Consider the following 23,267-nt stretch of genomic DNA (forward strand, 5'->3'; position numbering starts at 1 on the left):
ATCACTGCCCGTCGGTGTCGTGGACGGCCGGCGTTCGTTGAATCCATGTTCGGTAGAGCAGCCGCGCCCGGGCGGCGTCGGCGTGGTCGTCGAACTTGGTCCGGCCGTGCAGGATCCGCAGGTTGTTGAACACCGCGAGCTCACCTGCGGCCATCCGGCCCTCGATGGCGCTGGCCGGGTCCTCGAGCACGGAGTCGAACGCGTCAAGGGCACGGCGTTGCGCGGGCGTCAACGTTTCGGCGCCGGGCTGGCTGTGCCCGATCTCGATGTACTGCCGCAGATAGGTCACCGCGTGCTTGTCGTTGTCGGTCGTGAACAACACCGGCTTGCGCACCGTGGCCTGCTCGCCCGGCGCCTGGTCGCCGCGTCGGTCGAAGTGGAAGTCCTGCTCGAGCACGGCAAGCACGTCCGGCCGGTCGGCCAGGCGAGCCCGGATGCGTTCCACCGGAACAAGCCTCAACGCACCGCCGGTCTTCGCCGGCCGCACGCACAGGAGGGTGAAGTAGTCCGGCAGCGGGAACGGACGCTCCGCACCGTCGGTGTGCAGGTGGCCCCCGTGCCGCGAGTCCGCGTAGCGGGCCGACTTGCCTTGGCCGATCGTGGTGCCCCGGTTGCGCACGGCCCGGACCCGAGTGCCGGCCTTGTCCTGCGCCATCACGGTTCCCAACGCGTCGGACACCCACAACAGCACCTGCTCGTAGGTGTCCTGCTCGGCCGCGTCAAGGCCCGTCATGATCAGGAATCCGGCGCCCGCCTCAACATGGTCCCGCACGAGTGTCCGCATTCTCTCGCGCTCGGACTGGGCCGCCCGGCCATCGAACCTTCGCTGCCGAACAGCGGCCAGGAAGCCATCTGACCATCTGTGTCGTTGCCGCTCAAAATCCAAGCGAGTTCACCTCCACAGGCTATGGAGCACACGACCATGGAGGCACTCAGGGAAGCCTCCCCGCCCGATGGAAACAGGGCGAGGCCTAACAGTCAGATGAACCCGCGCGACCTTTGAATTGGCGCAGGCAACAGCACGGGCGCTCGCCGTGCTGTTCGCCCCCCTAGCGATGTCCCCCACAGGAAGATCCGACTGTACCGACCGGAACGGTGTCGCCACTCCACCATCCAGGTGAATGTGAGGTTACGAAGACCTTGACAGTCAGGGAGTTCTACGGGAAGCTGGTATGAAGCGTTGGCGCAAGACCCATGCGGCCAGCCGGGGGGCTTGGCTGCGGATTTGCATGCCAATCGGGGGGTGAGCTTCATTCTATGCGTGGTACGTGGTTGCGCGAGAAAGCCACGCCGTTGACCTCATTCGGGAGGGCCAACTACCTGCTTCTGGGCCAGCTTTTCACGTCCACCGGCACCGGGGCTATTCTGGCCACGGCAGCGATCTTCCTCATTCGCTCCGTGCGCCTGCCGCCTACCGAGGTCGGTATTGGCATGGCCGCGGTCGGGGTGATCAGCTTCGCCGCGTTGTTCGCGATCGGCCCGGCGGTGGACCGTTTCGGTCCACGCAAGGTCATTATCATCTCGACGATTCTCGCGGCCACGGCAACGGCGTGCTTCGCCTGGATCGACTCCCTCGTCACGTTCGTGCTTTTCGAGAGTGTTTCCAACTCCGCACTGCTCGGCATGTCGGTCGGGCAGCGCGCGCTGATCGGACGAGTCATGGGGGCGGGCGACCGCGTTCGCTACCAGGCCTACAGCCGCTCCGTGTCGAACGTCGGATACGCGCTCGGCACATTGGCCGTCGTTCCCCTGCTACAGGCTGACACCCACACGGCCTACACGGCCATCTTCCTGGGCACAGCAGTGATCATCGGCGCAACCGTCCCGTGCACAGTCAAGGGACCGTATCCGGAAACAGCGCCAGCTCGGAAGTCGACCCGAATGGCGATCGCCGACGTGCGCTATGTTGTAATGGCCATTCTGTGCGGCCTGCTCACCGCGCGCAGCAAGATACTCACCGTGGCCGTGCCGCTGTGGATCGCCACACACACGCATGCGCCGTTGGGACTCACTGGATTTCTCCTGTTCCTGAACACCGCCGTCGTGGTAGTGCTCCAGGTGCGTTTCTCACGGGGCGCAGCCGACCTCGCCGGCGCTTCGAGAGTGACACTGTTCGGCGGGGCTTCCTTTGTCGGCGCGTTCATTCTCATAGCGCTCGCGAGCACGACCACGACCGGCGTCGCGATCGCGATGTTGATAGCCGGCATCGTGCTGTTCACGCTCGGGGAAATGTGGACCGCCGCGGCGTCGTGGACCTACAGCTACGAACTGGCGGACCCGGCGCTGCAGGGCCAGTACCAGTCGATCTTCGCCCTGGGCCGAACCGGTGGCAACATCGTCGGATCGTTGCTGGCCAGCGTCGTCGCCGCGCTCGCCATCACCGGATGGGGCGTCGTGGCAGCCGTCCTGCTGTCCTGCTGCGTGCTGACGGCGGTGGCAACCCCGGCGAACCGAGCCGTTGGTCTACACAGCCAGGTCGAGTAGCTCGGCCCGAAAAGGAGTGTGAACACGTGCCGGATTTTGTGTTCCCCGTCGCGGGAATGAGCTGGGCGGACTTTCGAGAGCGGCCGGAACTCCGTGGCTCGGACGCCGGCGAGCCGGGCCGAGGCGGATGGCATTACCAGAGAAGCGAAACCCACCTGCACAAGGGCATCGATCTGAAGGCGCCGATCGGTACCCCGCTGCTCGCGGTAGAAAATGGAACCGCGGAGTTCATCCTGGCGCGGGAAGGCCGTAGCGGAGGTCATCGCGTCCGGTTGACCGGGGCGAGCGGCGCCATGTACCACTATCTCCACCTGGGCACCGACCCCGCGCACCCCGGCGACGCGTTCCCGGCAGAATTCATCGACACGGGTGATCGACCGGTTGAGGTCACGGCGGGAACGGTCATCGGGTACCTCGGCCACACCGGCGGCGCCGTCGCAAGCGGCATGTCGATTCCGGCGAGGGCGGCACACCTGCATTTTCAGTACCACCCTCAGGGCGGCAGGGACGCCAATCCGGCGAATCTGTTCGATCTCATCGACACCGGCCTCAGGATCGACGGATACGTGCCATGAGAGTGGTCTTCTCGGAATGCGCCCCGAATTACGACGCCCATCTGGCGCCGTACCAGGTGCTGGGCTTTCCGGACGAAGGCGAGACGGCCGCCACCGCGTTCAGCCACGGCATGTTGCCGAGCAACCGGGAGCTGACCAGGTTCTACCTGGCCCGTAGCGTGCGGGTCGACCTCGGCCGGTACACAGAAAGCAAACGCGAACGCTACATCAGGAGGCAATGCGACACGCTCAGCCGCAGTTTTCTCCCGCGCGCGCAGCTCACACCGCAGGACACCTGGCTGGACATGTGCGTGCGCTACATGAACGAGAGTTCGCAGTGGACATCACGGCGAGGTCGTCAGTTCGAGACCGCGGACATGGTGGCCCGGTTGGACACTCCGATGACGACGCATCTGCTGACGCTGACGGATACCTCCAACCAGTCGCCAGCAGCGCTTGCGGCTCTGTACGTTGAACCGCCTATCGCCTACTACGCCCGGGCCTGCTACGACGCTCGATACCGAAAGCTGAGCGTCGGCTCGCACCTGATGAGCTGTGCGATCGGCGAGCTGCAACGCCGCGGTTTTTCCCACGTGTATCTGGGCACGTGTTACTACGAGGGCGCCCGGTACAAGACGAGGTTCACCGGCATGGAGTTCTTTGACGGTCTCGGTTGGTCGGACGACCGGGAGCGGCTTCGTCTCCTCCTGAGCCAGCAGGACGACCTGCGCAGTCGACATCTGTTCGATCATCCGTCCTATCTCGCCGCCGGCCCGCCGCCGCGGCCTGGGGACGCGACCATGCGGCTCACCGATATTGCGAACTCGCAGCACATCGATTCCGCGGAGGAACAATGATCCCTCTCGATCTCAACGCGATCGTAGCCGTGGTGGGTGGTCGCCTCCATCGGACGGACGGCTCGCCGCAGGTCCATGGCACCGTCGAGTTCGACAGCAGGAAGGTGGGGCCGGGGTCGCTTTTCGTGGCGCTGCCGGGACAACACTCCGATGGCCACCAGTTCGCCGAGCAGGCAGTCGCACAGGGAGCCGTCGCGGTCCTGGCTGCGCACGAGGTGGCGACGCCAGCAGTCGTCGTGCCGCTCGTGGACAGCCGCATGCCTTCCGATGTGCTCGCGCTGGCCGGCGACAAAGACGGATCCGGCGCGGCGGTGCTGGCCGCGATGGCGAAGCTGGCCAGCCATGTGCTGCGCCAAGTGCCTGACTGCGCTGTCGTCGGTGTGACCGGATCGGTCGGCAAGACGTCGACCAAGAACCTGATTGGTCATCTGCTGACTCGACTCGGTCCGACCATCACGTCGCCGCGGTCGTTCAACAACGAGCTGGGACAACCGTGGACGGTCCTGCGGCTTGAGCCGGACACCAAGCATCTCGTCCTCGAACTGGGGACCAGGGGCATCGGTCATCTGGCGGCCCTCTGCGCCACAGCGCCACCCCGCATCGGGGTCGTGCTGAACGTCGGCGACGCGCACCTCGGCAGTTTCGGATCCCAGGACGCGATCGCCACTGCCAAGGGCGAGCTTGTGGAGGCATTGCCGGATGCGTCCGCCGGTGGGGTCGCCGTCCTCAACGCCGACGACGCGCGTGTGGCGGCCATGGCCAGCCGCACCTCGGCCCGAGTCGTGCTGACCGGCCGCGGAGCCGACGCGCACGTTCGCGCCATCGACATAGAACTCGACGATCACGCAAGACCGCGGTTCACCTTGCGGGTGGACCTGCCCAGCATCAGTGGTTCCGCGCGAGTAGCACTGCCGACCCACGGCGAGCATCAGATCTACAACGCGCTGGCGGCCTCGGCCGTCGCGCTGGAGCTCGGCGCAACGATCGACGACGTCATCTCCGGTTTGCGGAACGACGAGACGACGCCGCCACATCGGATGGCTGTCCATCGGACATCGGACGGGGTCACCCTGATCGACGACGCGCGCAACGTGAGCTCGGGATCGGTGCATGCGGCCCTGCGCACTCTCGCCGCGATGGCCAACGGCGGCAACGCGCGGAAGTGGGCCCTCCTCGGAACGGCGCGCGAACCCGGCTTCACGGCGGACGTCAGGCACGACGCCTGGGGGCGGCTCGCCGCGCAGTTCGCCGACCGCGTCGTGGTCATCGGCGAGGACGCACGCCAGATCCATGAAGCCGCCGCGAGAAGCGCGGGCCAGGGCACACACTCTGAGCTGGTGTCGGACGTCGAAGCCGCGACGGTGCTCCTGCGTGAAGAACTGCGCGCCGGCGATGTCGTGCTCCTCAAGGGATCCAGAAAAGCCGCACTGTGGCGGATAGCGGACGCGCTTCTTCCGGCCGACACCCCCAGCACGGGATTGGACAGCGACTTCGATGTCGTGGTGCCGGAAGCGAATCCTCGATGACGGGTTTGGGCGTCCGCCGGGCGATCGCCGGCACACCGCAGTCCGAGCGGTAGTACGTTGACGACGTGACAGTCACCATACGCCGAGCTGCTCCCGCGGACGCCGACCAGATCGCCAGCCTGATGTGCCAACTCGGGTACGACAGCACGGCGCAGGACGTCGCACGGCGGTTCGAAATGTGGTTCGACGATCCGTTCAGCGCCATCCTCGTGGCTGAGCAGAACCAGTGCGCCGTCGGTTGCCTTTCCCTGCACGCCATCCCGTACCTCGAGAAAACCGGGCGCTGGGCCCGCATCGAGAGCCTCGTCGTCGACGAAGCGGCCCGCCGCACGGGGGCGGGCAGCCAGCTGGTCAGCGCCGCCGAGGACCTGGCCCGGCAGTGGAACTGCGTCGCCGTCGAAGTGACAACGCTGCGCTCACGGGTCGATGCCAATGCCTTCTATCAGCACCACGGCTACGACGACCGCCGCACGATGTCCGCCCGCTACTGGAAGGACTTCTCCAACTAGAGGCTGTCCGCATCAGGGGTAGCAGCTTCCGGTTTGCCTAATGGGAGCTGCCTGGTCAGCCACACTGACGGACTCTGTGCCCGGTAGCCACTGGTGGGTGAGCACTCGCCTCGACCATCGACCTAGGGTCAGGGCGGTCAGTCTCCGGACGGTGTGCAACCCGAATGTGAAACCACCCTGCCCCACCCCACCGGACAGCGCATTCCAACACTCTTCGTTGAGTTACCGATCGTGCACACCTTGTCCATCAACAGCGAGCGGGACATCGTCATGGCCGGCAAGACGCCAGAGTCCATTCCGTCCCACACTTCGCTCGACCGCATGTCTGCCGCTTGAGCGTCTTGATGGGGCCATCGCCGATGAGGCAGTCCCATCTCCGCCGGACTGGCTCACTACCTGGGGTTTCGCGACCGTCTGGTCCGCGACGTACAACTTTGTCGTAGACAGCTTTACATCCAACAAAAGTCTCTATAGTGTGACTTATCGAGCCAAAGATGACTGCAATCAACACAGAAGGTCGAATGGTTAATATTCTACTTGTTGGATACCATTTGTCTGTGGCTCGGCTTCTCGCTGACGTGACCACTGACTCGGAAACCAAGGTCTACCTCCTGGAGGAGCCGACTCTGCACGATGCGGATATGCCCTACCTGAGGCTTGACATCCCCGATGCGGGCGGCATCGTAGGCGTTCGTACGGCGCGATATCAGCAGAGCTCGGACTATCGCGACGTCGTGGCCGAGTGGCACAAGGAGGTCGGCTTCGACGCTGTCATGCCGGGCCGGGAGTACGGCGTCATAGCCGCCTTTGAGATAGCCGGCACGCTCGGCCTGCCGCGACCGAGCGCGTTGGCCATCGACGCCTGCACCGACAAGTTGACGCTGCGCGAGATGTGTGCGCGGGCGGGTATCAGGCAGCCGGCGTTCGCCGAGGTCAGCAGCGCGCAGGAGGTGCGGAACTTCGTAGCGGCGGTAGGCGGCGAGGTGATCCTCAAGCCTGCCAACCGCCATGCCTCGCTCGGTGTCGTGGAACTGTCCGGCGCGCACCAGGCCGAAACCGCATGGCGGCGCACCACGCAGCACCAGGGACCGCGCGCCGTCAAGGACCGATCGCTGTCCTGGCGGTACATGGCGGAGGAGCGGCTGACCGGCCCGCAGGTATCCGTGGAGACACTTGTCCAGGACGGTCGGGCCATTTTCCACAACGTCTCGCTCATGGAGTTTTCCGCGGAGTTCCTGGAGATTGGAAATGTCGTACCCGCACCACTTTCGCCAGAATGTCACCGGGAGTTGATCGACGCTGAGGAGCGGTTCCTGGAGGCCATAAACGCGGATCTCGGCATCTTCCACTCCGAGTGGAAACTCTCCCCGGACGGGCCACGCATAATTGAATGCGCCGCCCGGTTGCCCGGCATCCTGAGATCCGAGCAGATTTGGTGGACTCAGGGGTTCAACCTGCCGTTGGCATTCGCGCGGCTGCTCAGCGGACAATCGGTAGACCCGGTGCCCACCGGTGCCGCTTCCAGGTTCAGCTTCGTAGGCACGATCTACGCCGAGGCCGGCGTGGTGACCTCGGTGACAGGTCTTGAGTTCCTGGATGAACTGCCGCAGGTCGTGAAGTACGAGGTCAAGGTCCACGTTGGGCAACGAATCAAACCCGATCACAATCCGTGGAACTACTGTGTGCGTTATGTTCTGGTCGATCCGCTCGTCAAGAACATCACGAGGGTGCGGGAGTTTCTCGATAGCCATATCCGTGTGGTCACGGATCCTTCGGTCGACGCCGAAGCGGACAACGCGGAGTTACTGTAGTGTGCGGATCCAGCGGGCTCGCCCGGCGGCTTGGTCATCGGGACCTGATTCTCGCCACGCTCGTAATCGGCCTGTCGACCACCGCGACGTTCATGATCCTCCCCCTGCTCGCAATATTCCTGGTCGATTCGCGCGGGATGCCGGTGCAGTTGGCCGGGTTGTCGATCACAACCCTGGTGCTCACCCAGCGGGGCGGGTCCTTCATCTCCGGGATCGCCAGCGACCGCTACAGCCCGAGGCGCATGATGGTGCTGGGGTTCGCACTGTGCGCCCTTGGCTACGGCGCGCTGACCATGGCCGGCGGCGTGCCGTTGGTGATGGTGGCCATGGCGATCGCAGGCGTTGGCGGGGCCCTGTTCCTGCCGGCCTCCAAGGCGGTGCTGGCGCAGTACTCCGAGAAGTTCGGCCGCAAGGTGTTCGTCCTGCGCACAACGGCCACCAACGCGGGCGCGAGTGTCGGGCCGCTGCTCGGGGGCGTCCTCTATCGCGAATTCGACGTCGCCTTGGGTATTTCCTCCGCACTGTTTCTGGTGTGCCTCTCCCTCTGCGCCTCGCTGCGGCCAGTGCGCCGACTCGGCGATTCATCGCTTGGTGTTTTCGAGCGAGCCAGTGCAGTGCTGAAGAACCGCCGGATGATCGTCCTGATGACGACGAGTGTCGGCTTCTGGATCTGCTTCAGCCAGTTCACCCTCACCGTGCCGCTGTACGCGTCGGAGTCGTTCGACACGAAAGGCATGGTCGGCCTGCTCACCACTCTCAACGCAGTGGTGATCATCGCGCTTCAGTACCCACTACTGGCTCCGACGATGAAGAGGGTCGACTCGATGGGCCGACTGCTCGGGGTCGGCATGGCGATCATGGCCGTCGCGTTCTTCGCGCTGGTCTGGGTGCGCGGAACGCCGGGCCTACTCCTGTTCACGGTGCTGTTCTCGCTGGCCGAGCTGGTGGTCGCGCCGTGTCTCGACGCCGCGGCGCAGGAGGCAGCACCGCGCGAGCAGCAAGCCGCGTACCTCGGATTCATTTCCGTCGGATGGGCGGTCGGCGCGGTAGCGGGCAACTTGATTGGCATCGAACTGTTCTCTATTGGGGGGGCACTGGGCGGACACGCGGTTAGTTGGTTGTTCTGTGGCGCGGTCGCGCTGACCAGTGCGTGCGTCTTCGCGATGTGCTGTGGGACCAAGCCACAACAGCTGGCCGCGTTGCCTGGTCGCTCCATACGAAAAGGAGCGAACAACCATGATTGAGCTGAGCCGCCTTGCCATCGCCATCGTCGCCGGGGGCCGGTCCCGGGAGCGGCCGCGGTCCCTGCTCTCCGGGCGAACGGTGACCGCGTCGCTGGTGAAGCAGGGCTTCGACGTGCAACTGGTCGACACCGAGCAGAGCGACTTCCCCGCCACTGTGGCGCGCAAGGACGTGGCGTTCCTGACCTTGGCCGGCAAGTGGGGCGAGGACGGACACTGCCAAGGTTACCTGGAAACGCTGGGTATTCCGTACACCGGATCCGGCGTTCTGGCCAGTGCGCTGTGCATGGACAAGAAACTCGCCAAGATCGTGCTGTCCGCCGCCGGCCTCAAGGTTCTGCCGGACCGGGTGATCGGTGGTGGGGTGGATATCGGCCAGCTGGCCGAGGAAGTCCGGACGGAGTTCGGCTTCCCGGTCATTCTGAAGCCGCTGGCCGAAGGGGGCAGCATCGACATCATGGTGGCGACCAGGGAAGCGGAGCTGCGGGATGCCATGGTGGCTGTCGGCGCGGACAGGGGCGAATTCCTGGTGGAACCGTTCATGGGCAGCCGTTCGTTCACGGTCGGCAACATAGCGTGCGAAGACGGCGTGCTGACCCTGCCGCCATTGGAGATCGAGCCGAAGGTCCAGTTCTACGACTACTCAGCCAAACGGAACGAAGATCTCTACACGTATCACTGTCCGGCTCGGCTCGACGAGGAGCTCACAGCACAGCTGAGGAACATGGCCCGAGCCGCACACGAGACCGCCGGATGCCACGGCCTATCGCGGGTCGACTTCGTGCTGGGCCCCGCTGGGCCGGCGATTCTCGAGATCAATACCCTGCCAGGGCTGTCCGCCGGCGGAAATATGGCGACCATGGCGTCGGTCGCGGGCATAGGGTACGACGAACTGGTTCGGCTTATTCTCAACACGGCGTTCACACGGGAATTGTCACCGAGCACGGCCAGCGTGTGACCGCGATGCGGGGTCTTCGCGACCAGGGGAGGAAACTTGTGATAACCGGAGAAGACATCAGGAAAGCGGCCACGCGGCTTGGTTCCCGTACAACCAGGACGCCGTTGTTGGCGTCTCCCGAGTTGGACGCAGCCGTGGGGGCGTCCGTGCTGTGCAAAGCAGAGAATCTTCAGCGAACGGGGGCGTTCAAGTTTCGCGGCGTTCTCAACCATCTGCTCGCGATACCCGAGCGGGAACTGGCCCAAGGGGTGATCGCGGCATCGTCCGGCAACCATGCCCACGCGCTCGCCGTCGCCGCGAAGATGCTCGACGCGCCGGCAACCGTGGTCATTCCCCAGGATGTTCCCCAGATCAAGCTCGCGGCGGTCCAGCGACATGGGGCCAAGGTGGTCTACTACGACCGCTTGCGGGACGACCGTGACGCGTTGGTGGCCGAACTGGCCGCCGATGAGGGCCTTACTGTCGTTCCGTCCGCCAACTCGGCCCGGGTGATGGCCGGCGCCGGCACGGTTGGCCTGGAAATTCTCCAGGACGCACCGGACATTTCGACGCTCGTGGTGCCGATCGGCGGCGGTGGACTTGCGGCGGGCTGCGCCACAATCGCCAAGGATATGAGCGACTCGGTTCGGGTGATAGGCGTTGAGCCCGCCGGCGCCGACGACACCGCGCTGTCGTTGCGACTCGGACATCGGGTTGTGATACCGCCGTCGAAGACGATAGCCGACGGACTCGGCCACACCTCCCCAAGTCCGCAGCCGTTCGCGGTGCTGCGAGGACTCCTGGACGATGTCGTGGTGGTGGATGACGATGCGATCAGTGAGACCATGGCATTGTGCCTGGAACACCTGAAGGTGCTGATCGAGCCCAGCGGGGCTTGCGCCCTGGCCGCGGTGGCGGCAAACCTGGTGCCAACCGGACGTGGTCGGATCGCGGCCGTGCTGAGTGGCGGCAACGTCGACTGGCCAACCTTCCGGCGTTTGGTCGATCTGGCCGGCGAGAGGAGGGGGAATGAGCTGTCGGGCATGCACGGGGCATGGGCAACCGTCTCGGACCGTCCATGACAACGTCATGGTCCGAACCCAATACCAGTCTCCGGATCTCATCGACGCGATCGCGTATGACGGCGCCGATCCGGCCACTGATCCGCTCTGGCATCTATCCGGCGCCGCCAGCCGCGCGGAATACGGGCGGTGGTGCCGGCACTGTTGTGGGATGGCTTGCCTCCAGATGGTGTTGGAGCACCGCGACGGGCAGGCACCTACGCTGTTCGCGCTGCTGCGCGGCTGCACTGCTGCCGGTGGTTATGTCGAGCAGCCGGACGGAGGGATCGCGGGGCTGCTCTACCGCCCGTTCGTCGACTACGTGCGAGCCACATACGGCATTTTCGCGCAGGTATGCCCAGACCTCACAATGGACGGAATCCGCGACGAACTGAATCAGGGCCGGTTGGTCATGGCCTCGGTTCACAAGGAGATTCGTCGTCCGGACCGGGAGGCGCCTGGGCGCGGCGGACATCTTGTTCTGGTGACCGGCCATGATCGGGAGTTGATCCATTTCCGGAATCCGTCCGGGCACAGTGATGCGGCGCGATATGGCGTGCTGGCGGCACAGACCTTCGCGACTTTCTTCGCTGGACGTGGCGTGTCGATGTCGCTGCGCGCACAGCCTTGATCTTTCGCGAATACGGTTGGAGACGTGCGGGATCGTCAGCAGTGACGGCCGGCGACGCCGGCCGTCACTGCGCTCCGACCACCTTCGGGAACCTCGAAGACTGACTACGGTTGTTCGATCATTTCGAATGAACCACCGAACTGCACCATGGAGGATATTTTCGTCGCTATCTCGGACCGCTGCTTCGCCTTGAACTTTTTCAGAATTCGAGAGGTGTGCGTCTTGGCGGTGAGCTCGGAGATGTGCAACCTTTCGGCGACCTGCTTGTTGGCGAAACCGTGCGCGATCAGATTGGCGACGACCCGCTCTCTCGGGGTGAGCAGATTCATCAGCCGCGCCGGCTCCGTGTTGGGACTGGCGAGCGCCTCCATCACTTCCACCTGGAGGTTCCGACAGGCCGACCGGAACCCGCTCAGCTCACCCCGGACGTGAGCCATGTCCGTTTCTATCCCGGCGATGGCGCGGTCGACGGACTGGATCGCACGCTCCAGATCGCCGCCGAATCTGTCGATCAGCTCGATGATCAGCGTTGAATAGGTTGGCAGGTCGCTGGCGTCGAGCTCTCCGGTGGACGATTCTACGCGCTCATGAAACAGTATCAACGTCAGCGCGGCCGCGATGTAGCCGAGGGCGCTCACGGTTTCACTGTCATAGGTGTCCGGTTGGTACGAGTACATGCCGATGGACCCAAGCACCCTGCGGTGACCATCGTTATCGGCCAGCATGGGAGCGACGACCGCATCTCGGGCCGATTTATCGAAATTGCCAAATCGGTGCCCATTGGCCAACAACGCCCCTTGATCGTACTTGAACCAGTACGGGCGTCCGTTTCGCTGCAGCCAGGCCGCAAGACCGTTTCTTCCGTAGACGTTGAAGTTGGGTGGAAAGTTGCGCCCGTCGTCAAAATTGTACGGATAGAAAACGGCATTGTCAGCCCTTCTCAATCCGATGCAGAACGAGTCCACCCGCCAGACCTTGTTGAGCTCGACGCGAATACTGTTGTACAGCTCAAATCTGTTACGCTTGGCGAAATGTGACATCTTTCGATCGGTGTCGCGAATCACAGAGGCAACATCGGGCGAGAACAGTCGAAACTGCCTACCCATGGTGTCCTCGTGGCTTATTTCGTAATCGCCCACTGTTCGCCCCCAGAATACAGTCGCCAACAACCCCACCCTACACTCCTCAGCAGGTTTGGTAAAGTTATTTTGACTATTCATGGCTGTATTTCGGATGGCCGAAGATCATGGCTTCCTTCTGGCGGCCTGGGATCGCGTGTGGAACAACCGGGGCGCGTGCGCGGCCGGGGTGGACGGTGACACCGCCCACCACATCGAGGCTATGCGCGGGGTAGCGGGGTTCCTCGCGGACCTGCGGGCCCGAGGTTTCCAGCCCCTGCCGTCGCTGAGGCGGATTTCCTCCCGCGCAGCTACAGGCCCCCCGAACCGCCGGTCCTATGACACGGTGGCCGAGATGCACTACCTCACGCCCCGCCCGCATTGGGAATCTAGAATTGCGAATACAAGCGATTGCATGGCGACATGATGCCGGGGACGCCTTATTGCCCAGCTTCGACCTTGTTAGACCGAAACAATGAGGGCAGAGCTAGTTCTGCATGGTTCTACACAACATCACAACTCCGTGCAACATAGTCCGACAGCTGTGGCCGTAGACCGTGGCCGGGCCGTGCAGGAGAAGACGAACACCACGTCGCCGCGCCGGCGGGCCACCATGCCGGGCACGAGTGCGCGGACCAACCGGCGCGCGCCCAACAGGTTCACGTCGATCTCGCAGCCGAACTCGTCGGTGTCGATCTCGTGGACCGCGCCAACCGCGAGGACGCCGGCGTTGCTCACGAGGACTTGGACGTCCGTCCAGCAATGGTCGATCCCGGCCGAGATCACGCGCCGCTCGCCACGAGCCGGCCGAGCGCCGTGGACCGACGACTCCACAATGGACAGTCGACCGCCGCGCCACGGTGACACGACACGCGGCCGGGCCGATCGAAGAAGTGGTCGAGTGCGAACCCGTTGGTGTCAATCACCCACGCGAGCATGATCGCCGGAGTGCCGCAGCTCCCTGCGCCCATTTCCTGCCCCTGGAAACAGTCAGCCGCCGAGACGGCACAGGCCAGTCAGACCGCTCTCGTCAGCGGGCCGTGCGGCTTCAACCGGTTCTGGAAAGTGGGCAGGGCATTGCGTCGGGGTGCCGGCATGGGCTGCCGGCACCCCGAGGGTGGTCACTGGCCGGTCAGAAGTGGAGCATCCACTGGAAGTCGGCCTGGGCGCTGCTCACGTGGACGTGCGAGCGGGTGCCGTAGGCGAGGGGGTTGTTCCAGTTGTATTCCTCGACGTCGAACGAGCCGTCGGAGTAGACCGCGTTGACATAGGCGACGTGGCCGACCTTGTGCACGTCGTTGACGGCGATGGCGCCGACCTGCGGGGTGGTGTCGACCTTGACGCCGACGCGGCGGGCGGCGTCGTCCCAGGTCCCGGCGTTGCCCCAGGTCGTTCCGCCGTAGGAGTTGCTGAAGTTGGGGACGCCGAGCCTGCTGGCGATCCGGTAGGCCGCGAAGGCGGTGCAGTTGTTCTGGGCGAAGCCCCGGGCATTGCCGTCGTAGTCGTTGCGCGGGGTTTGCGCGCCGCCGCCCCCGGTGAGGAACTGGTGGCTGGCGTTGTTGTTCTTCAGCGTGGCGTTGAGGTTGCCCTTCGCGCCGGGCGCGAAGTCCTGGCTCGCCCCGCCGAAGCCGCTGTTGAAGTAGACCCGCACCGTGTACGAGGTGCGGTTCCACACCGATGCCGCGTTGTTCTTCACGCACACGCCCTGGCCGGCGCCGGCGCTCTTGAAGTCGTAGCAGGTCGGCTGGGTTGCGCCGAGGTCGCTGATCGAGCCGGTGAAGTCGGAGAGCGAGCCGGCCTCGTTGCTGTTGTAGTAGTAGCAGAACTCGCCGCTGTCGCAGGTCCCGTCCCGGCCGGCGGCGAACGCGGGCGAGGCGGTGGCGGCCAGGAGCGGGGCGACCAGGGCTAGTGCGGCCCCGGCTACGGCGAGCATCATGCGTGCGTTTCTCACGGTTCCCCTTTGTGCGGTGTCAGTGATCGGAGCCGGCTTGTGGTCAGTGCGCGCGCTGGTAGTCCTCCCACGTCTGGATCGGGATCCGGGGCCCGTCGTCGGGGCCGTGGTTGGCGAGGCCGTTGAAGCCCAGGTAGTAGTCACCGGTCTGGTTCTGGGCCTGGGTGGACAGGTCGGTGTCGCTGATCGCCGCGGCGTGGATGTGCCATGGCCAGTCGCCCTGGGTCGGGTTGCGGATCCAGGCCGCGAATCCGACCTGGCGCAGTGCACGGGCGACGGCGGTGCGGGTGTCGGCGGACAGGCCGTCGATGTTGATGTCCACGACGCCGCCGCCGTCGTGGGTGCCGGCGGACGTCGGGTCGCCGCCAGGGTTGTAGGAGCCCTGCGACAGCACGAGACGAAAGCCCAGCAGGCGTTCGGTCTCGGTGAGCATCGCCTGGGTGCGGGAGTCGATGACGTACCCGTCGCGCTGAACCCGCGCGCCCGGTCCGATCACGCGGGTGACGGTGAACCGGCCCTGCCCGAGCGTGGTCAACGAACCCGCGCCGGGCAGCCCGTTCGCGGCGAGTCCGGTGTACCCGAGCGAACGCTGGTAGGCCGCGTACGCCGCGATGGTCGTGGTTCCGAAATAGCCGTCGACCCAGCGGGCGTCGAGCAGATTGCAGGCCTGGAGTGCCCGCTCAACGGCCAGAACGGAGTCCTTGGCACCCGGGGTCAGCGTGTTGTCGGCACGCCGGGGATCGATCTGAGCGGCCAGGACGACGGCTTCCATGTCAACGACGGGCAGCGCGGCGGCGGCCGGCATCGGTCGTGGGGTCACGGCTGAGGCCTGCATCGCGCTCAACGCCAGGCAGCCCAGGACGGCAAAGGTCGCAAGCATCCCCGTAACGGCGCCCCGGGTCCTCACCATTGTCTTCATGCGGTGTTTCTTTCCGTTCGGTCGAGGATCGGCCCCGGCCTCGGTCCGGCGCCGACTGCCGTTGCAGCACATCCTCTCCGTCCCGGGCCGGAACCTCTATGACGAAAGCTTGACGTTCGCCTGTCGTTCGGACCGGAACCGGTAGCCACATCACGTGGCCGACCAGCCAGCCGCTACCGACCGGTGAGGGTCGTGGTTGTCAACATCAGTCACCAACCGGGGATATTTGGCATGTTTACGCCATGAACACTCAGCTCTGTGTTGGGCGCCGCGACACCGTGTCCGACTCCCCCTGCTGACACAGAGAAATTCCTTGTCGTGGTCGAAAAGTAGTCCCGCGAGGCGTCTCGTGCGCTTGATACGCGTCCAGCACGTGGTGGAGGTGGCTACGGCCGGTGATGAGCAGTCGATCGGTGCATTCACGTCGGAGCGAGCAGATCCAGCGTTCGGCGAACGCGTTCATCCTCGGTGCTTGCGGTGCGGTGGGGACCTGTGCGGCTCGGAAACTCGCTTGGGTATCAGACCTGGGCGTTCCTGGTTGCCAGGTAGCCGCTTGCAATGATCACGAGGTGCTGTTCTCGCTGCTTTACCTGATCTCGCCGACTGCCGCGTCTGGCGTCGAACCGACCTTGCCGGGGTGACAAGCGAATACGACTCGGCCCGCCACGGATCGGCAGGTCAGAGCCGGAATCGAGGAACCGAGCCCGACAGGAGTCCGGTGAGACTGCGGAGAACAGCCACCAGGGTCCGCAACGCGCTAGGACTCGATGCCCGGCGGCGCCGACAGCCGGTCCGGCAAGTCCACCCGACTGTTCACGTTGAGCTTGCGGTAGATCCGAGTCAGGTGCTGTTCGACAGTGCTCGGCGTGATACTCAGCCGGTTGCTGATCTCCCGGTTGGTGTGCCCACGCGCGGCCAACCGCGCCACCCTCAGCTCGGCGTCGCTGAGTATCGGCGTGTCCGCGGCGGGCTCCTTGTCGCTGACCCGGACCACCTGGGCGGACTTCGTCCCGCTGTGCTGCCCGTTGGCTTCGTGGTCGGCCGAGCGCGCCACGGTCCGGGCCCGCGAGAAGTCGCCGAGCTCGTCGTAGGCCTTGCTCAGCTCCGCCATCGCCCGGGCACGCTCGATCCGGTCCCCGTATTCCTGCAACGCGTCGATCGCCTCGTTGAGCAGACCGGGACGCTCGCGCGGGTCGCTGCACGCCGCGAGCACCCGCAGCGACCGTGCCCGGCTCAGACCGCCCTTGGCCAGCTCCAACTGCTCGCGGACCAGGTCGTGGGCCAGCTTCTCGTTGCCCAGCACCAGGTGGGCTTCGGCCAGGTCGCTGCGCCACGGCACCAGCTCGGGGATGTCGATGCGCAACCTCTGGGCCAGGGCGCCGCAATGCGCGAAGTCGGCGACCGCTGCCAACACCTGGTCCGTCGCCAGGTAGTGGTGTCCGCGCGCCCGCACGTACCACAAACCCAGCATCGTCTCGCTCATCGCCACCGGCACGGGCTCGCCGAGCACGTCGGCCGCCTCGTCGTGCCGGCCCAGCGCGGTGGCGGCCAGCACCAGCACCGACAGCGGCACCGCGACGACCACGCCCCAGTTCGGCCCGGGCAACACCGTGAGGGCCCGCCGGGCCAGCGCCATGGCGTTCTCCAGCTCACCCTGGCGGAACGCGATCTCCGCCCGTGCAGCGGTCAGCAGCGCCTGACCGGTGACGGCGCCGCGGTGGGTCGCTTCCTCGATGAGGCCGTCGCACCAGTAGGCCGCGAGATCCGGGCGGCCGGCGTACATCAACACGAACACGGCCGAGGTCATCATCTCCGGGATGTTCTCGCCGAGCCGGTAGCTGCGCAGTATGTAGCTGGCGTTGCGGATGACCTGGTCGTTGTGGTCCGCGCGGAACACCGAGCGCAACGACAGCGCGGCCCGGATCCACGGGCTGGGGCTGTCGGCGCACAGTCGCTCGGCCTGGGCGACGCACCCGCACTCGTCGCTGAGGCCGTACACCCACTGGTGCCCGACCAGGAACATCGCGGCGCTGACCGGGTCGTCGGTCGCGCTGTCCACGGCCATCACCCGCGCGATGCCGGCGTGGTGATCATCCGCATTGCCGTGCCACAGCACATATCGGATGACCATGGACATGTCCATCGCGGACAACCTGTTCTCCCGCAACGCCTCCAGCAGCGGGGACAGCCGCAGGCCGGCGAGCGTGGGGTTGACCCACCACAGGGCTCGGACCAGCGCGAGCAGGATCTCGACGCGTTCGCGTTCGTCCCCGCACGACGACGCGGCCAGCTCCAGCGCCTCGACGACGAACTCGACGTTGTCGGCGGTGAGAGCCTGGTTCGCGCTCTCCCGGAGCACGCCGACCGCCCACGCGCCGGGCGCCGCCCCGGCGGCGATCAACTGGCTGGTCACCTCGGCCGCGGGCGCGCCGTGTCGGTAGAGGATCTCGGCCGCGCGCGCGTGCATCGGAATCCGTTGCGCGGGGGCGATGGCGTCGAGCACCGCGGCGGTGCCCTGCACGTGCCGGAACCGGGAGTCGACCAGCAGACCGGCGTTGGTCAACACCTCCAGCTCGGAGGCCACCGCGGTCGGCGGCAGACCGGCCAGCGCCGCGACGAGATCCACGGTCGCGTGCCCGTCGAGCATCGCCACCGCCCTGGCCACCACCAGCAGCCGCGGTTCCCAGCGGTGCAGGCAGGCCAGCACCGCCTGCCGGTAGGCGCGGCCCACCACCGGCTGCTCCCCCGCCCCGAGCTCCGGGTTGTCCTTGACCAGGGCGCCGACCAGCAGCGGGTTGCCGCCCGTCAACGAGTGGTAGGCACGGGCGGTCGCCGCGGTCACGGGCGGGCCGCCGGCGGCGGTCACCAGGTCGGCGATGGCTTCCGGCGGCAGCAGACCCAGGTTGAGATGCCGGTGCGGCAACCGCATGACCTCGGCACGGAACATCGGGTGCGTCGGCGACGGGCGCGCCCATTCGGTCATCACCAACAGGATCCGCGCCCGCTTGACCCTTCGGCGCAGGTACAGCAGGACCTGGAGCGACGGTTCGTCAGCGACGTGCACGTCGTCGATCGCGATCACCAGCGGACCGCGGTTGGCCAACTCCAGCAGCAGGTCGCACAGCGCACGGACGGTACGCGGGTCCGACTGCTGCGAAGTCGACGGATCGTCGTCAGGCGAGCTCGCGTCCGACGGTTCGCCCGACAGCAGCGGCCGAGCCTTCTCCATGATCTCGGCCGGCGCCGCGGGCGTGCGGAACAACTGGTCGATCACACCCATGCGCAGCCCGCGCTCCGCCCGCGAGCCGGTGGCCAGCAGCAGCTGCGCCCCGCCGGCGACCGCGTCGTCGCAGAACCGCCGCAGCAGCGCGGTCTTGCCGCCGGCGAGCGGTCCGGTGACCAGCAGCACCCGCCCCTTGCCCTGCCTCGTGTCGGCGAGGGCGGCGCGGAAGGCGGCCAACTCCTCGGCACGATGCACGAACGACATCCACGACACCATCCCCAGCCGGCCTCATGTCCACCGAATGGCGACCACGGACCAGAACCTCGTTGCACCGGTCACCGGCCGACCGCGCCCGCCTCGCTGGGCCGCGCTCTCCGGCGGATCCGGCATCCCCCAAACTCCAGCGCCACGCTCACACGTAACAGCTGTTAATGCTCATGCAAGAACACGTCATGGTCAATCCCTTGGACCTGCTGTTGCCCGGCAGGGCCGAAATTTGCCGTAGCTCGTACCGCGGCCGGGCGGATCACGCCCGGAAGTCGACCAGGCGTGCGTCAAGGAGAGTGGTGAGGCACGCGTCCAGGCTGCGGCGGACCGACCTGCTGTCCTCCCGCCACGCCTCGGCCAGCGTCCCCACGGCCGAGTCGAGGCACCAGTTGTGCTGACGCAGCACGATCCACATCGCGGTCATCAGCGGTCCGCATCGGTACCTCGATCCCGTCGCGGTGGCAATCAGCTCCAGATCGCCCGACCGCGTGACCGTGACCTGCACGTCCGTTCGGCACCTAACGTGCGCCCAGCAGCAACACGTCATCGCACACTCCATCGGGGTGGTCGCCAGAGAGCACAACGGTTCCGCCGGTCGCGGTGAACTCGTCCAACACGGCGGCGATCGTCCGGGCGGAGCCCGCGTCCACGTCGCGGAACGGTTCGTCGAGCACCAGCAGCCGCGGACTTCTCAACAGCGCCCGCGCCAGGTGGAGCCGGCTGCGCATGCCGGGCGTGTAACTCTCCACCAGTTCTCCGCCGGCGTGGGCGAGTCCGGTCGATCCGAGCAACTCCCCCGTCTTGTCCACCACCTGCTCCGCGCCCATGCCCTGCAGCAGGCCGGCGCCCACCAGCATCGCCCATCCGGTCAGGGCCGGCGACGGCGGCGCGGCCCCGTCCAACGGGGTGCTGGCCATCAGCGCGCTCGCGCGGCGCCGTTCCCGCCACACGTCGACGCCGAGGACCTCGACGGTGCCCTCGTCCGGCGGCAGCACACCGGCCAGCATCGCCAGCACCGTCGTCTTGCCGCGGCCGACCACCCCGACGACGCTGCCCCGCCGCGCCGACAGGCCGAACCCCGACACGACGACGTCATCGCCGAACTGCTTGCACAGCCCCGTGATCTCCACCGCCGAGGCCGGCCGGGATGGGCGAGGCGCCGGGACAACCGTTGACACCGACGAAAGCATCCAAACCTCCATGCGTTCCAACCAGATTGTCGTGACCGACACTAGGTGCCGGCGCACCACACGCACATCGGGAGGATACCCCTGGTAATCCCTCAGCTACCCTGAGGACATAAGTCTACCGTCGATCGGCTCGCCGACTACTCCGTTCGCCGCACCGTGTCACGGCTCAACACCACGGCGCACAGCAGCGCCGCCGCGATCATGAGGATGGCTCCGACCACCGCGGCCGCGTGCATACCCTCGCCGAAGGCCATTCGCGCGGCGGCCAGCAGTTCCCGGCCGGCCTCGCCGCCCAGCCCCCGCGCGATCGCCACCGCGTCACCGACCGTCTGGCTGGCGGCGTGCAGCGCGGTCGCCGGCAGGTCGGCCGGCGCGAGCCGCGCCAGCTCACGGTGGTAGGTCGCCGCGCCGACGCTGCCGAGGACCGTGATGCCGATCGCGCCGCCGAACTCCGTGGCGGACTCCAGCACCGCCGACGCCGCACCGGCCCGCTCGATCGGCGCGTTGGCCACGGCCATGTCCGTGGCCAACGACTGCACGATGCCGATGCCCAAGCCCACCAACGACAAACCGGCGACCAGGAGCACCAGGCCGTTCACCCGGTCGGTGACGGCGAGCAGCACAAAACCGGCCGCGGCCAACATCATTCCGACGCTGATGACCACGCCGGGTTTGACCCACTTGGCCAGTGCGGCCGCGCCGGTCGCACCGACGCCGGCGAGCACGGCCGCCGGCACCGTCCACAGGCCCGCTTCCAGCGGCCCCATGCCCAGCACCGACTGGAGGTACTGGCCGACGAAGAAGAACATGCCCACCAGCGCGAACACCGCCATCGTGGTGGACAGCAGCGCCGTGCTGAACGAGATGTTCCTGAACAGCCCGAGATCCAGCATCGGTTGCGCGAGCCGCCGTTGGCGGCGCGCGAACAGCACGCCGACACCGAGGCCGGCGGCGATGAGCACGACGTCGAACAAGCCGGGACCCTCCGCGGCGATGGACTTGATCCCGTAGATCACCGGGAGCACCGCCGCGAGCGACAACGTCACGCTGAGCAGGTCGAACGGCCCTGGGCGCGGATCACGGTACTCGGGCAGCAGCCGCCAGCCGAACAGCAGCGCCGGGAGCAGCAGCGGCACGTTGACCAGAAACACCGATCCCCAGCCGAAATGCTGCAACAACAGCCCGCCGGCGATCGGGCCGAGCGCGCCGCCGGCGGCGAACGTGCCGGCCCACACCGCGATCGCGAACCGGCGCTGTTGCCCGTCCCGGAATATCGTGCGGATCAGCGACAACGTGGACGGCATCACCGCCGCCGCGGCGGCGCCGTGCACCGCCCGGATCAGCAACAGCACCCAGGCCGTGCCGGTGACCGCGGCCGCCACCGAGAAGACCGCGAGCACGGCTGTGCCGATCAGCAACAGTCTTCGTCGGCCTATCCGATCACCGAGATTGCCCATCACCAGCAGCAAACCTGACAGCACGAAGGCGTAGACGTCGACGATCCACAGCAGTTCGACGCTGGTCGGCGCCAGGCTCGCGCTGACGAACGGCAGCGCGAAACTGAGCACGGTCGCGGTGGCGGCGATCACCAGTACGGGCAGCATGAGCACCACGAGAGCGACCCACTCGCGCGGCCCAGCCTTCACGATTCCGCTCGTCATGGCCGAACCATACGCGTGGCAACGGTTTTCGGGGAGAAAACGACTGGGTCCGTTGTGCGCCAAGGCAAATTGTTACGCGAGCGATTATCGCTTGGGCGCGACCAGGCCCAGGGCCCTGGCCGGCCCTGGACCTGGACTGTTCCCGCGCATCGGCTACCGGGCGGCCGTCACCAGCTCACCGGCAGCGCGTGCAGCCCGAACAGCATTCCGTTGTACTTGAACGGCAACTCCTCCAGCGGCACGTCCAGCCGAAGGTTCGGGATCTTGTCGAAAATCGTTCGATAGGCGATCTCCAGCTCCACCCGGGCCAGGCTCATCCCCAGGCACTGGTGATAGCCGTGGCCGAAGGCGATGTGCCGCTTGTTGCGGCGATCGATGTCGAACCCGGCCGGCTCGGCGAAGACCGACTCGTCGTGGTCGGCCGAGCCGAGCGACACCGCCACGCCCTCGCCGGCCCTGATCAGCCGACCGCCCACCTCGACGTCCGCCAGCGCCACCCGCGTCACGTTGACGTCGGCGATCGAGTGGTAGCGCAGCAATTCCTCGACCACGTCCGGATAGCGCTCCGGCTGCTGCCGCAGCGTCTCCCGAAGCTCGGGCGCCGTGATCAGGTGCGCGATGCCCAGCGAGATCATGTTCGCCGTGGACTCGTGCCCGCCGGCCAGCAACAGCGCGCCGATGCTGGACAGCCGCTCGTGGTCGAGCTTCCCGTCGGCCATCGGGCCGGTGACCAGCCGGCCGATCACGTCGTCGGTCGGGTTGTCCATCTTCTCCGCGACCAGCTTGCCGATGTACTCGACGATGTCCGCGAACGCGGCCTCGAAGTCCGCGGGCGAGGACGCCAGGCTGACCGCCGCCGACACCCTGGACTGGAAGAAGTCCCTGTCCTCGTAGGGAACTCCGAGCAGCCCGCAGATCACCAGCGACGGCAGGGCCAGCGAGTAGGTCTGCACCAGGTCGGCCGAACTGCCGTTCGCCAGCATCTGGTCGACCAGTTCCTCGGCCTGGCCCTGGATCTCCGGCCGCATCTCCTTGGCCCGCCGCACGGTGAACTCGGGGATGAGCATCCGCCGGTAAGTGGTGTGCTCCGGCTCGTCCATCTCGACGAAGATCGGCGTGCGCTCGTCGGCCGACAGCGCCTGCCCCGGTTGCAGCACTGGATAGCCGTCGCGGGCCGAGTTGTTGCTGAAGCGCGGGTCGCTCAGCACAGCCTGCGCGTCGGCCATCCTGGTCACCAGCCAGGCGGTGCCGCCGGTGGGCAACTCCACTTTCGCGATCGGTTCTGTGTCTCGAAGCTCGGCGTAGCCTTCCGGTTGGGCGAACGGAC

20 protein-coding genes are annotated in these 23,267 nt (G+C 66.4%); 10 read left to right on the forward strand and 10 right to left on the reverse strand.

Going from position 1 to position 23,267, the window contains the following annotated elements:
- Window position 1: 1 nt before the first annotated feature.
- Complete coding sequence (locus JJ691_RS15725) at window positions 2-886, reverse strand: TauD/TfdA family dioxygenase (protein WP_211769503.1); 885 nt, start codon at window positions 884-886, stop codon at window positions 2-4.
- A gap of 386 nt (window positions 887-1,272) precedes the next feature.
- Between JJ691_RS15725 and JJ691_RS15730 the strand changes: the two genes are divergently transcribed.
- The 10 genes from JJ691_RS15730 (at window position 1,273) to JJ691_RS15775 (ending at window position 11,611) form a co-directional block, all read left to right on the forward strand.
- Window positions 1,273-2,484: an MFS transporter gene (locus tag JJ691_RS15730; protein WP_211769504.1), complete on the forward strand. Its 1,212-nt coding sequence runs from the start codon at window positions 1,273-1,275 to the stop codon at window positions 2,482-2,484.
- A gap of 26 nt (window positions 2,485-2,510) precedes the next feature.
- Window positions 2,511-3,059, forward strand: a complete 549-nt coding sequence (locus tag JJ691_RS15735) for a M23 family metallopeptidase (RefSeq protein ID WP_211769505.1) — start codon at window positions 2,511-2,513, stop codon at window positions 3,057-3,059.
- The gene (locus JJ691_RS15740) at window positions 3,056-3,895 is read left to right on the forward strand and encodes a GNAT family N-acetyltransferase (RefSeq protein WP_211769506.1); all 840 of its coding nucleotides are present in this window, start codon (window positions 3,056-3,058) and stop codon (window positions 3,893-3,895) included. Before JJ691_RS15735 ends, JJ691_RS15740 begins: the two co-directional genes overlap by 4 nt.
- The gene (locus JJ691_RS15745) at window positions 3,892-5,421 is read left to right on the forward strand and encodes a UDP-N-acetylmuramoyl-tripeptide--D-alanyl-D-alanine ligase (RefSeq protein ID WP_211769507.1); all 1,530 of its coding nucleotides are present in this window, start codon (window positions 3,892-3,894) and stop codon (window positions 5,419-5,421) included. The genes JJ691_RS15740 and JJ691_RS15745 overlap by 4 nt, the downstream gene beginning before the upstream one ends.
- 65 nt (window positions 5,422-5,486) lie before the next feature.
- Window positions 5,487-5,930, forward strand: a complete 444-nt coding sequence (locus tag JJ691_RS15750) for a GNAT family N-acetyltransferase (protein WP_211769508.1) — start codon at window positions 5,487-5,489, stop codon at window positions 5,928-5,930.
- A 557-nt stretch (window positions 5,931-6,487) separates the two neighbouring features.
- Entirely contained in the window at window positions 6,488-7,741 is a 1,254-nt protein-coding gene (locus JJ691_RS15755; RefSeq protein ID WP_211769509.1) for an ATP-grasp domain-containing protein, read from the forward strand.
- A complete protein-coding gene (locus JJ691_RS15760) occupies window positions 7,741-8,985 on the forward strand; it encodes an MFS transporter (RefSeq protein ID WP_211769510.1) in 1,245 nt (414 codons plus the stop codon). The genes JJ691_RS15755 and JJ691_RS15760 overlap by 1 nt, the downstream gene beginning before the upstream one ends.
- Window positions 8,978-9,940 (forward strand): D-alanine--D-alanine ligase family protein, encoded by a 963-nt coding sequence (locus JJ691_RS15765; RefSeq protein ID WP_211769511.1) that lies wholly within the window; start codon window positions 8,978-8,980, stop codon window positions 9,938-9,940. The genes JJ691_RS15760 and JJ691_RS15765 overlap by 8 nt, the downstream gene beginning before the upstream one ends.
- Before the next feature lie 5 nt (window positions 9,941-9,945).
- Window positions 9,946-11,001: a threonine/serine dehydratase gene (locus tag JJ691_RS15770; RefSeq protein ID WP_256449434.1), complete on the forward strand. Its 1,056-nt coding sequence runs from the start codon at window positions 9,946-9,948 to the stop codon at window positions 10,999-11,001.
- A 7-nt stretch (window positions 11,002-11,008) separates the two neighbouring features.
- Window positions 11,009-11,611, forward strand: a complete 603-nt coding sequence (locus JJ691_RS15775) for a C39 family peptidase (RefSeq protein WP_211769512.1) — start codon at window positions 11,009-11,011, stop codon at window positions 11,609-11,611.
- Between the two features lie 104 nt (window positions 11,612-11,715).
- On the opposite strand, the gene JJ691_RS15780 is transcribed toward JJ691_RS15775, so the two are convergent.
- From JJ691_RS15780 to JJ691_RS15820, 9 genes are all read right to left on the reverse strand, one after another.
- Complete coding sequence (locus JJ691_RS15780; protein ID WP_211769513.1) at window positions 11,716-12,786, reverse strand: helix-turn-helix transcriptional regulator; 1,071 nt, start codon at window positions 12,784-12,786, stop codon at window positions 11,716-11,718.
- 456 nt (window positions 12,787-13,242) lie between these two features.
- The gene (locus JJ691_RS15785; protein ID WP_249227957.1) at window positions 13,243-13,515 is read right to left on the reverse strand and encodes an SDR family NAD(P)-dependent oxidoreductase; all 273 of its coding nucleotides are present in this window, start codon (window positions 13,513-13,515) and stop codon (window positions 13,243-13,245) included.
- 346 nt (window positions 13,516-13,861) lie between these two features.
- On the reverse strand, window positions 13,862-14,680 hold the full coding sequence (locus JJ691_RS15790) for a CHAP domain-containing protein (protein ID WP_211769515.1): 819 nt from the start codon (window positions 14,678-14,680) through the stop codon (window positions 13,862-13,864).
- A gap of 43 nt (window positions 14,681-14,723) precedes the next feature.
- On the reverse strand, window positions 14,724-15,560 hold the full coding sequence (locus tag JJ691_RS15795) for a peptidoglycan-binding protein (RefSeq protein WP_211769516.1): 837 nt from the start codon (window positions 15,558-15,560) through the stop codon (window positions 14,724-14,726).
- Window positions 15,561-16,356: 796 nt separating this feature from the next.
- Window positions 16,357-19,086 (reverse strand): helix-turn-helix transcriptional regulator, encoded by a 2,730-nt coding sequence (locus tag JJ691_RS15800; protein ID WP_211769517.1) that lies wholly within the window; start codon window positions 19,084-19,086, stop codon window positions 16,357-16,359.
- A gap of 262 nt (window positions 19,087-19,348) precedes the next feature.
- Window positions 19,349-19,513 (reverse strand): hypothetical protein, encoded by a 165-nt coding sequence (locus JJ691_RS15805; protein WP_211769518.1) that lies wholly within the window; start codon window positions 19,511-19,513, stop codon window positions 19,349-19,351.
- 94 nt (window positions 19,514-19,607) lie between these two features.
- Complete coding sequence (locus tag JJ691_RS15810) at window positions 19,608-20,267, reverse strand: ATP-binding cassette domain-containing protein (protein WP_211769519.1); 660 nt, start codon at window positions 20,265-20,267, stop codon at window positions 19,608-19,610.
- A 149-nt stretch (window positions 20,268-20,416) separates the two neighbouring features.
- A complete protein-coding gene (locus JJ691_RS15815; protein ID WP_211769520.1) occupies window positions 20,417-21,940 on the reverse strand; it encodes an MFS transporter in 1,524 nt (507 codons plus the stop codon).
- Between the two features lie 167 nt (window positions 21,941-22,107).
- Window positions 22,108-23,208, reverse strand: coding sequence for a cytochrome P450 (locus JJ691_RS15820; protein ID WP_211769521.1), 1,101 nt, complete (start codon window positions 23,206-23,208; stop codon window positions 22,108-22,110).
- Window positions 23,209-23,267: the final 59 nt, after the last annotated feature.

Source organism: Kutzneria sp. CA-103260 (assembly GCF_018263855.1).
Lineage (GTDB): Bacteria > Actinomycetota > Actinomycetes > Mycobacteriales > Pseudonocardiaceae > Kutzneria.

Bases quoted from the DNA above. Each gene is read 5' to 3' on its own strand.
- JJ691_RS15775 (WP_211769512.1), top strand. From the start codon at position 11,009: ATGGTCCGAACCCAATACCAGTCTCCGGATCTCATCGACGCGATCGCG.
- JJ691_RS15745 (WP_211769507.1), top strand. From the start codon at position 3,892: ATGATCCCTCTCGATCTCAACGCGATCGTAGCCGTGGTGGGTGGTCGC.
- JJ691_RS15795 (WP_211769516.1), bottom strand. From the start codon at position 15,560: ATGCTTGCGACCTTTGCCGTCCTGGGCTGCCTGGCGTTGAGCGCGATG.
- JJ691_RS15740 (WP_211769506.1), top strand. From the start codon at position 3,056: ATGAGAGTGGTCTTCTCGGAATGCGCCCCGAATTACGACGCCCATCTG.
- JJ691_RS15805 (WP_211769518.1), bottom strand. From the start codon at position 19,513: ATGACCGCGATGTGGATCGTGCTGCGTCAGCACAACTGGTGCCTCGAC.
- JJ691_RS15815 (WP_211769520.1), bottom strand. From the start codon at position 21,940: ATGACGAGCGGAATCGTGAAGGCTGGGCCGCGCGAGTGGGTCGCTCTC.
- JJ691_RS15770 (WP_256449434.1), top strand. From the start codon at position 9,946: ATGCGGGGTCTTCGCGACCAGGGGAGGAAACTTGTGATAACCGGAGAA.
- JJ691_RS15800 (WP_211769517.1), bottom strand. From the start codon at position 19,086: ATGTCGTTCGTGCATCGTGCCGAGGAGTTGGCCGCCTTCCGCGCCGCC.
- JJ691_RS15765 (WP_211769511.1), top strand. From the start codon at position 8,978: ATGATTGAGCTGAGCCGCCTTGCCATCGCCATCGTCGCCGGGGGCCGG.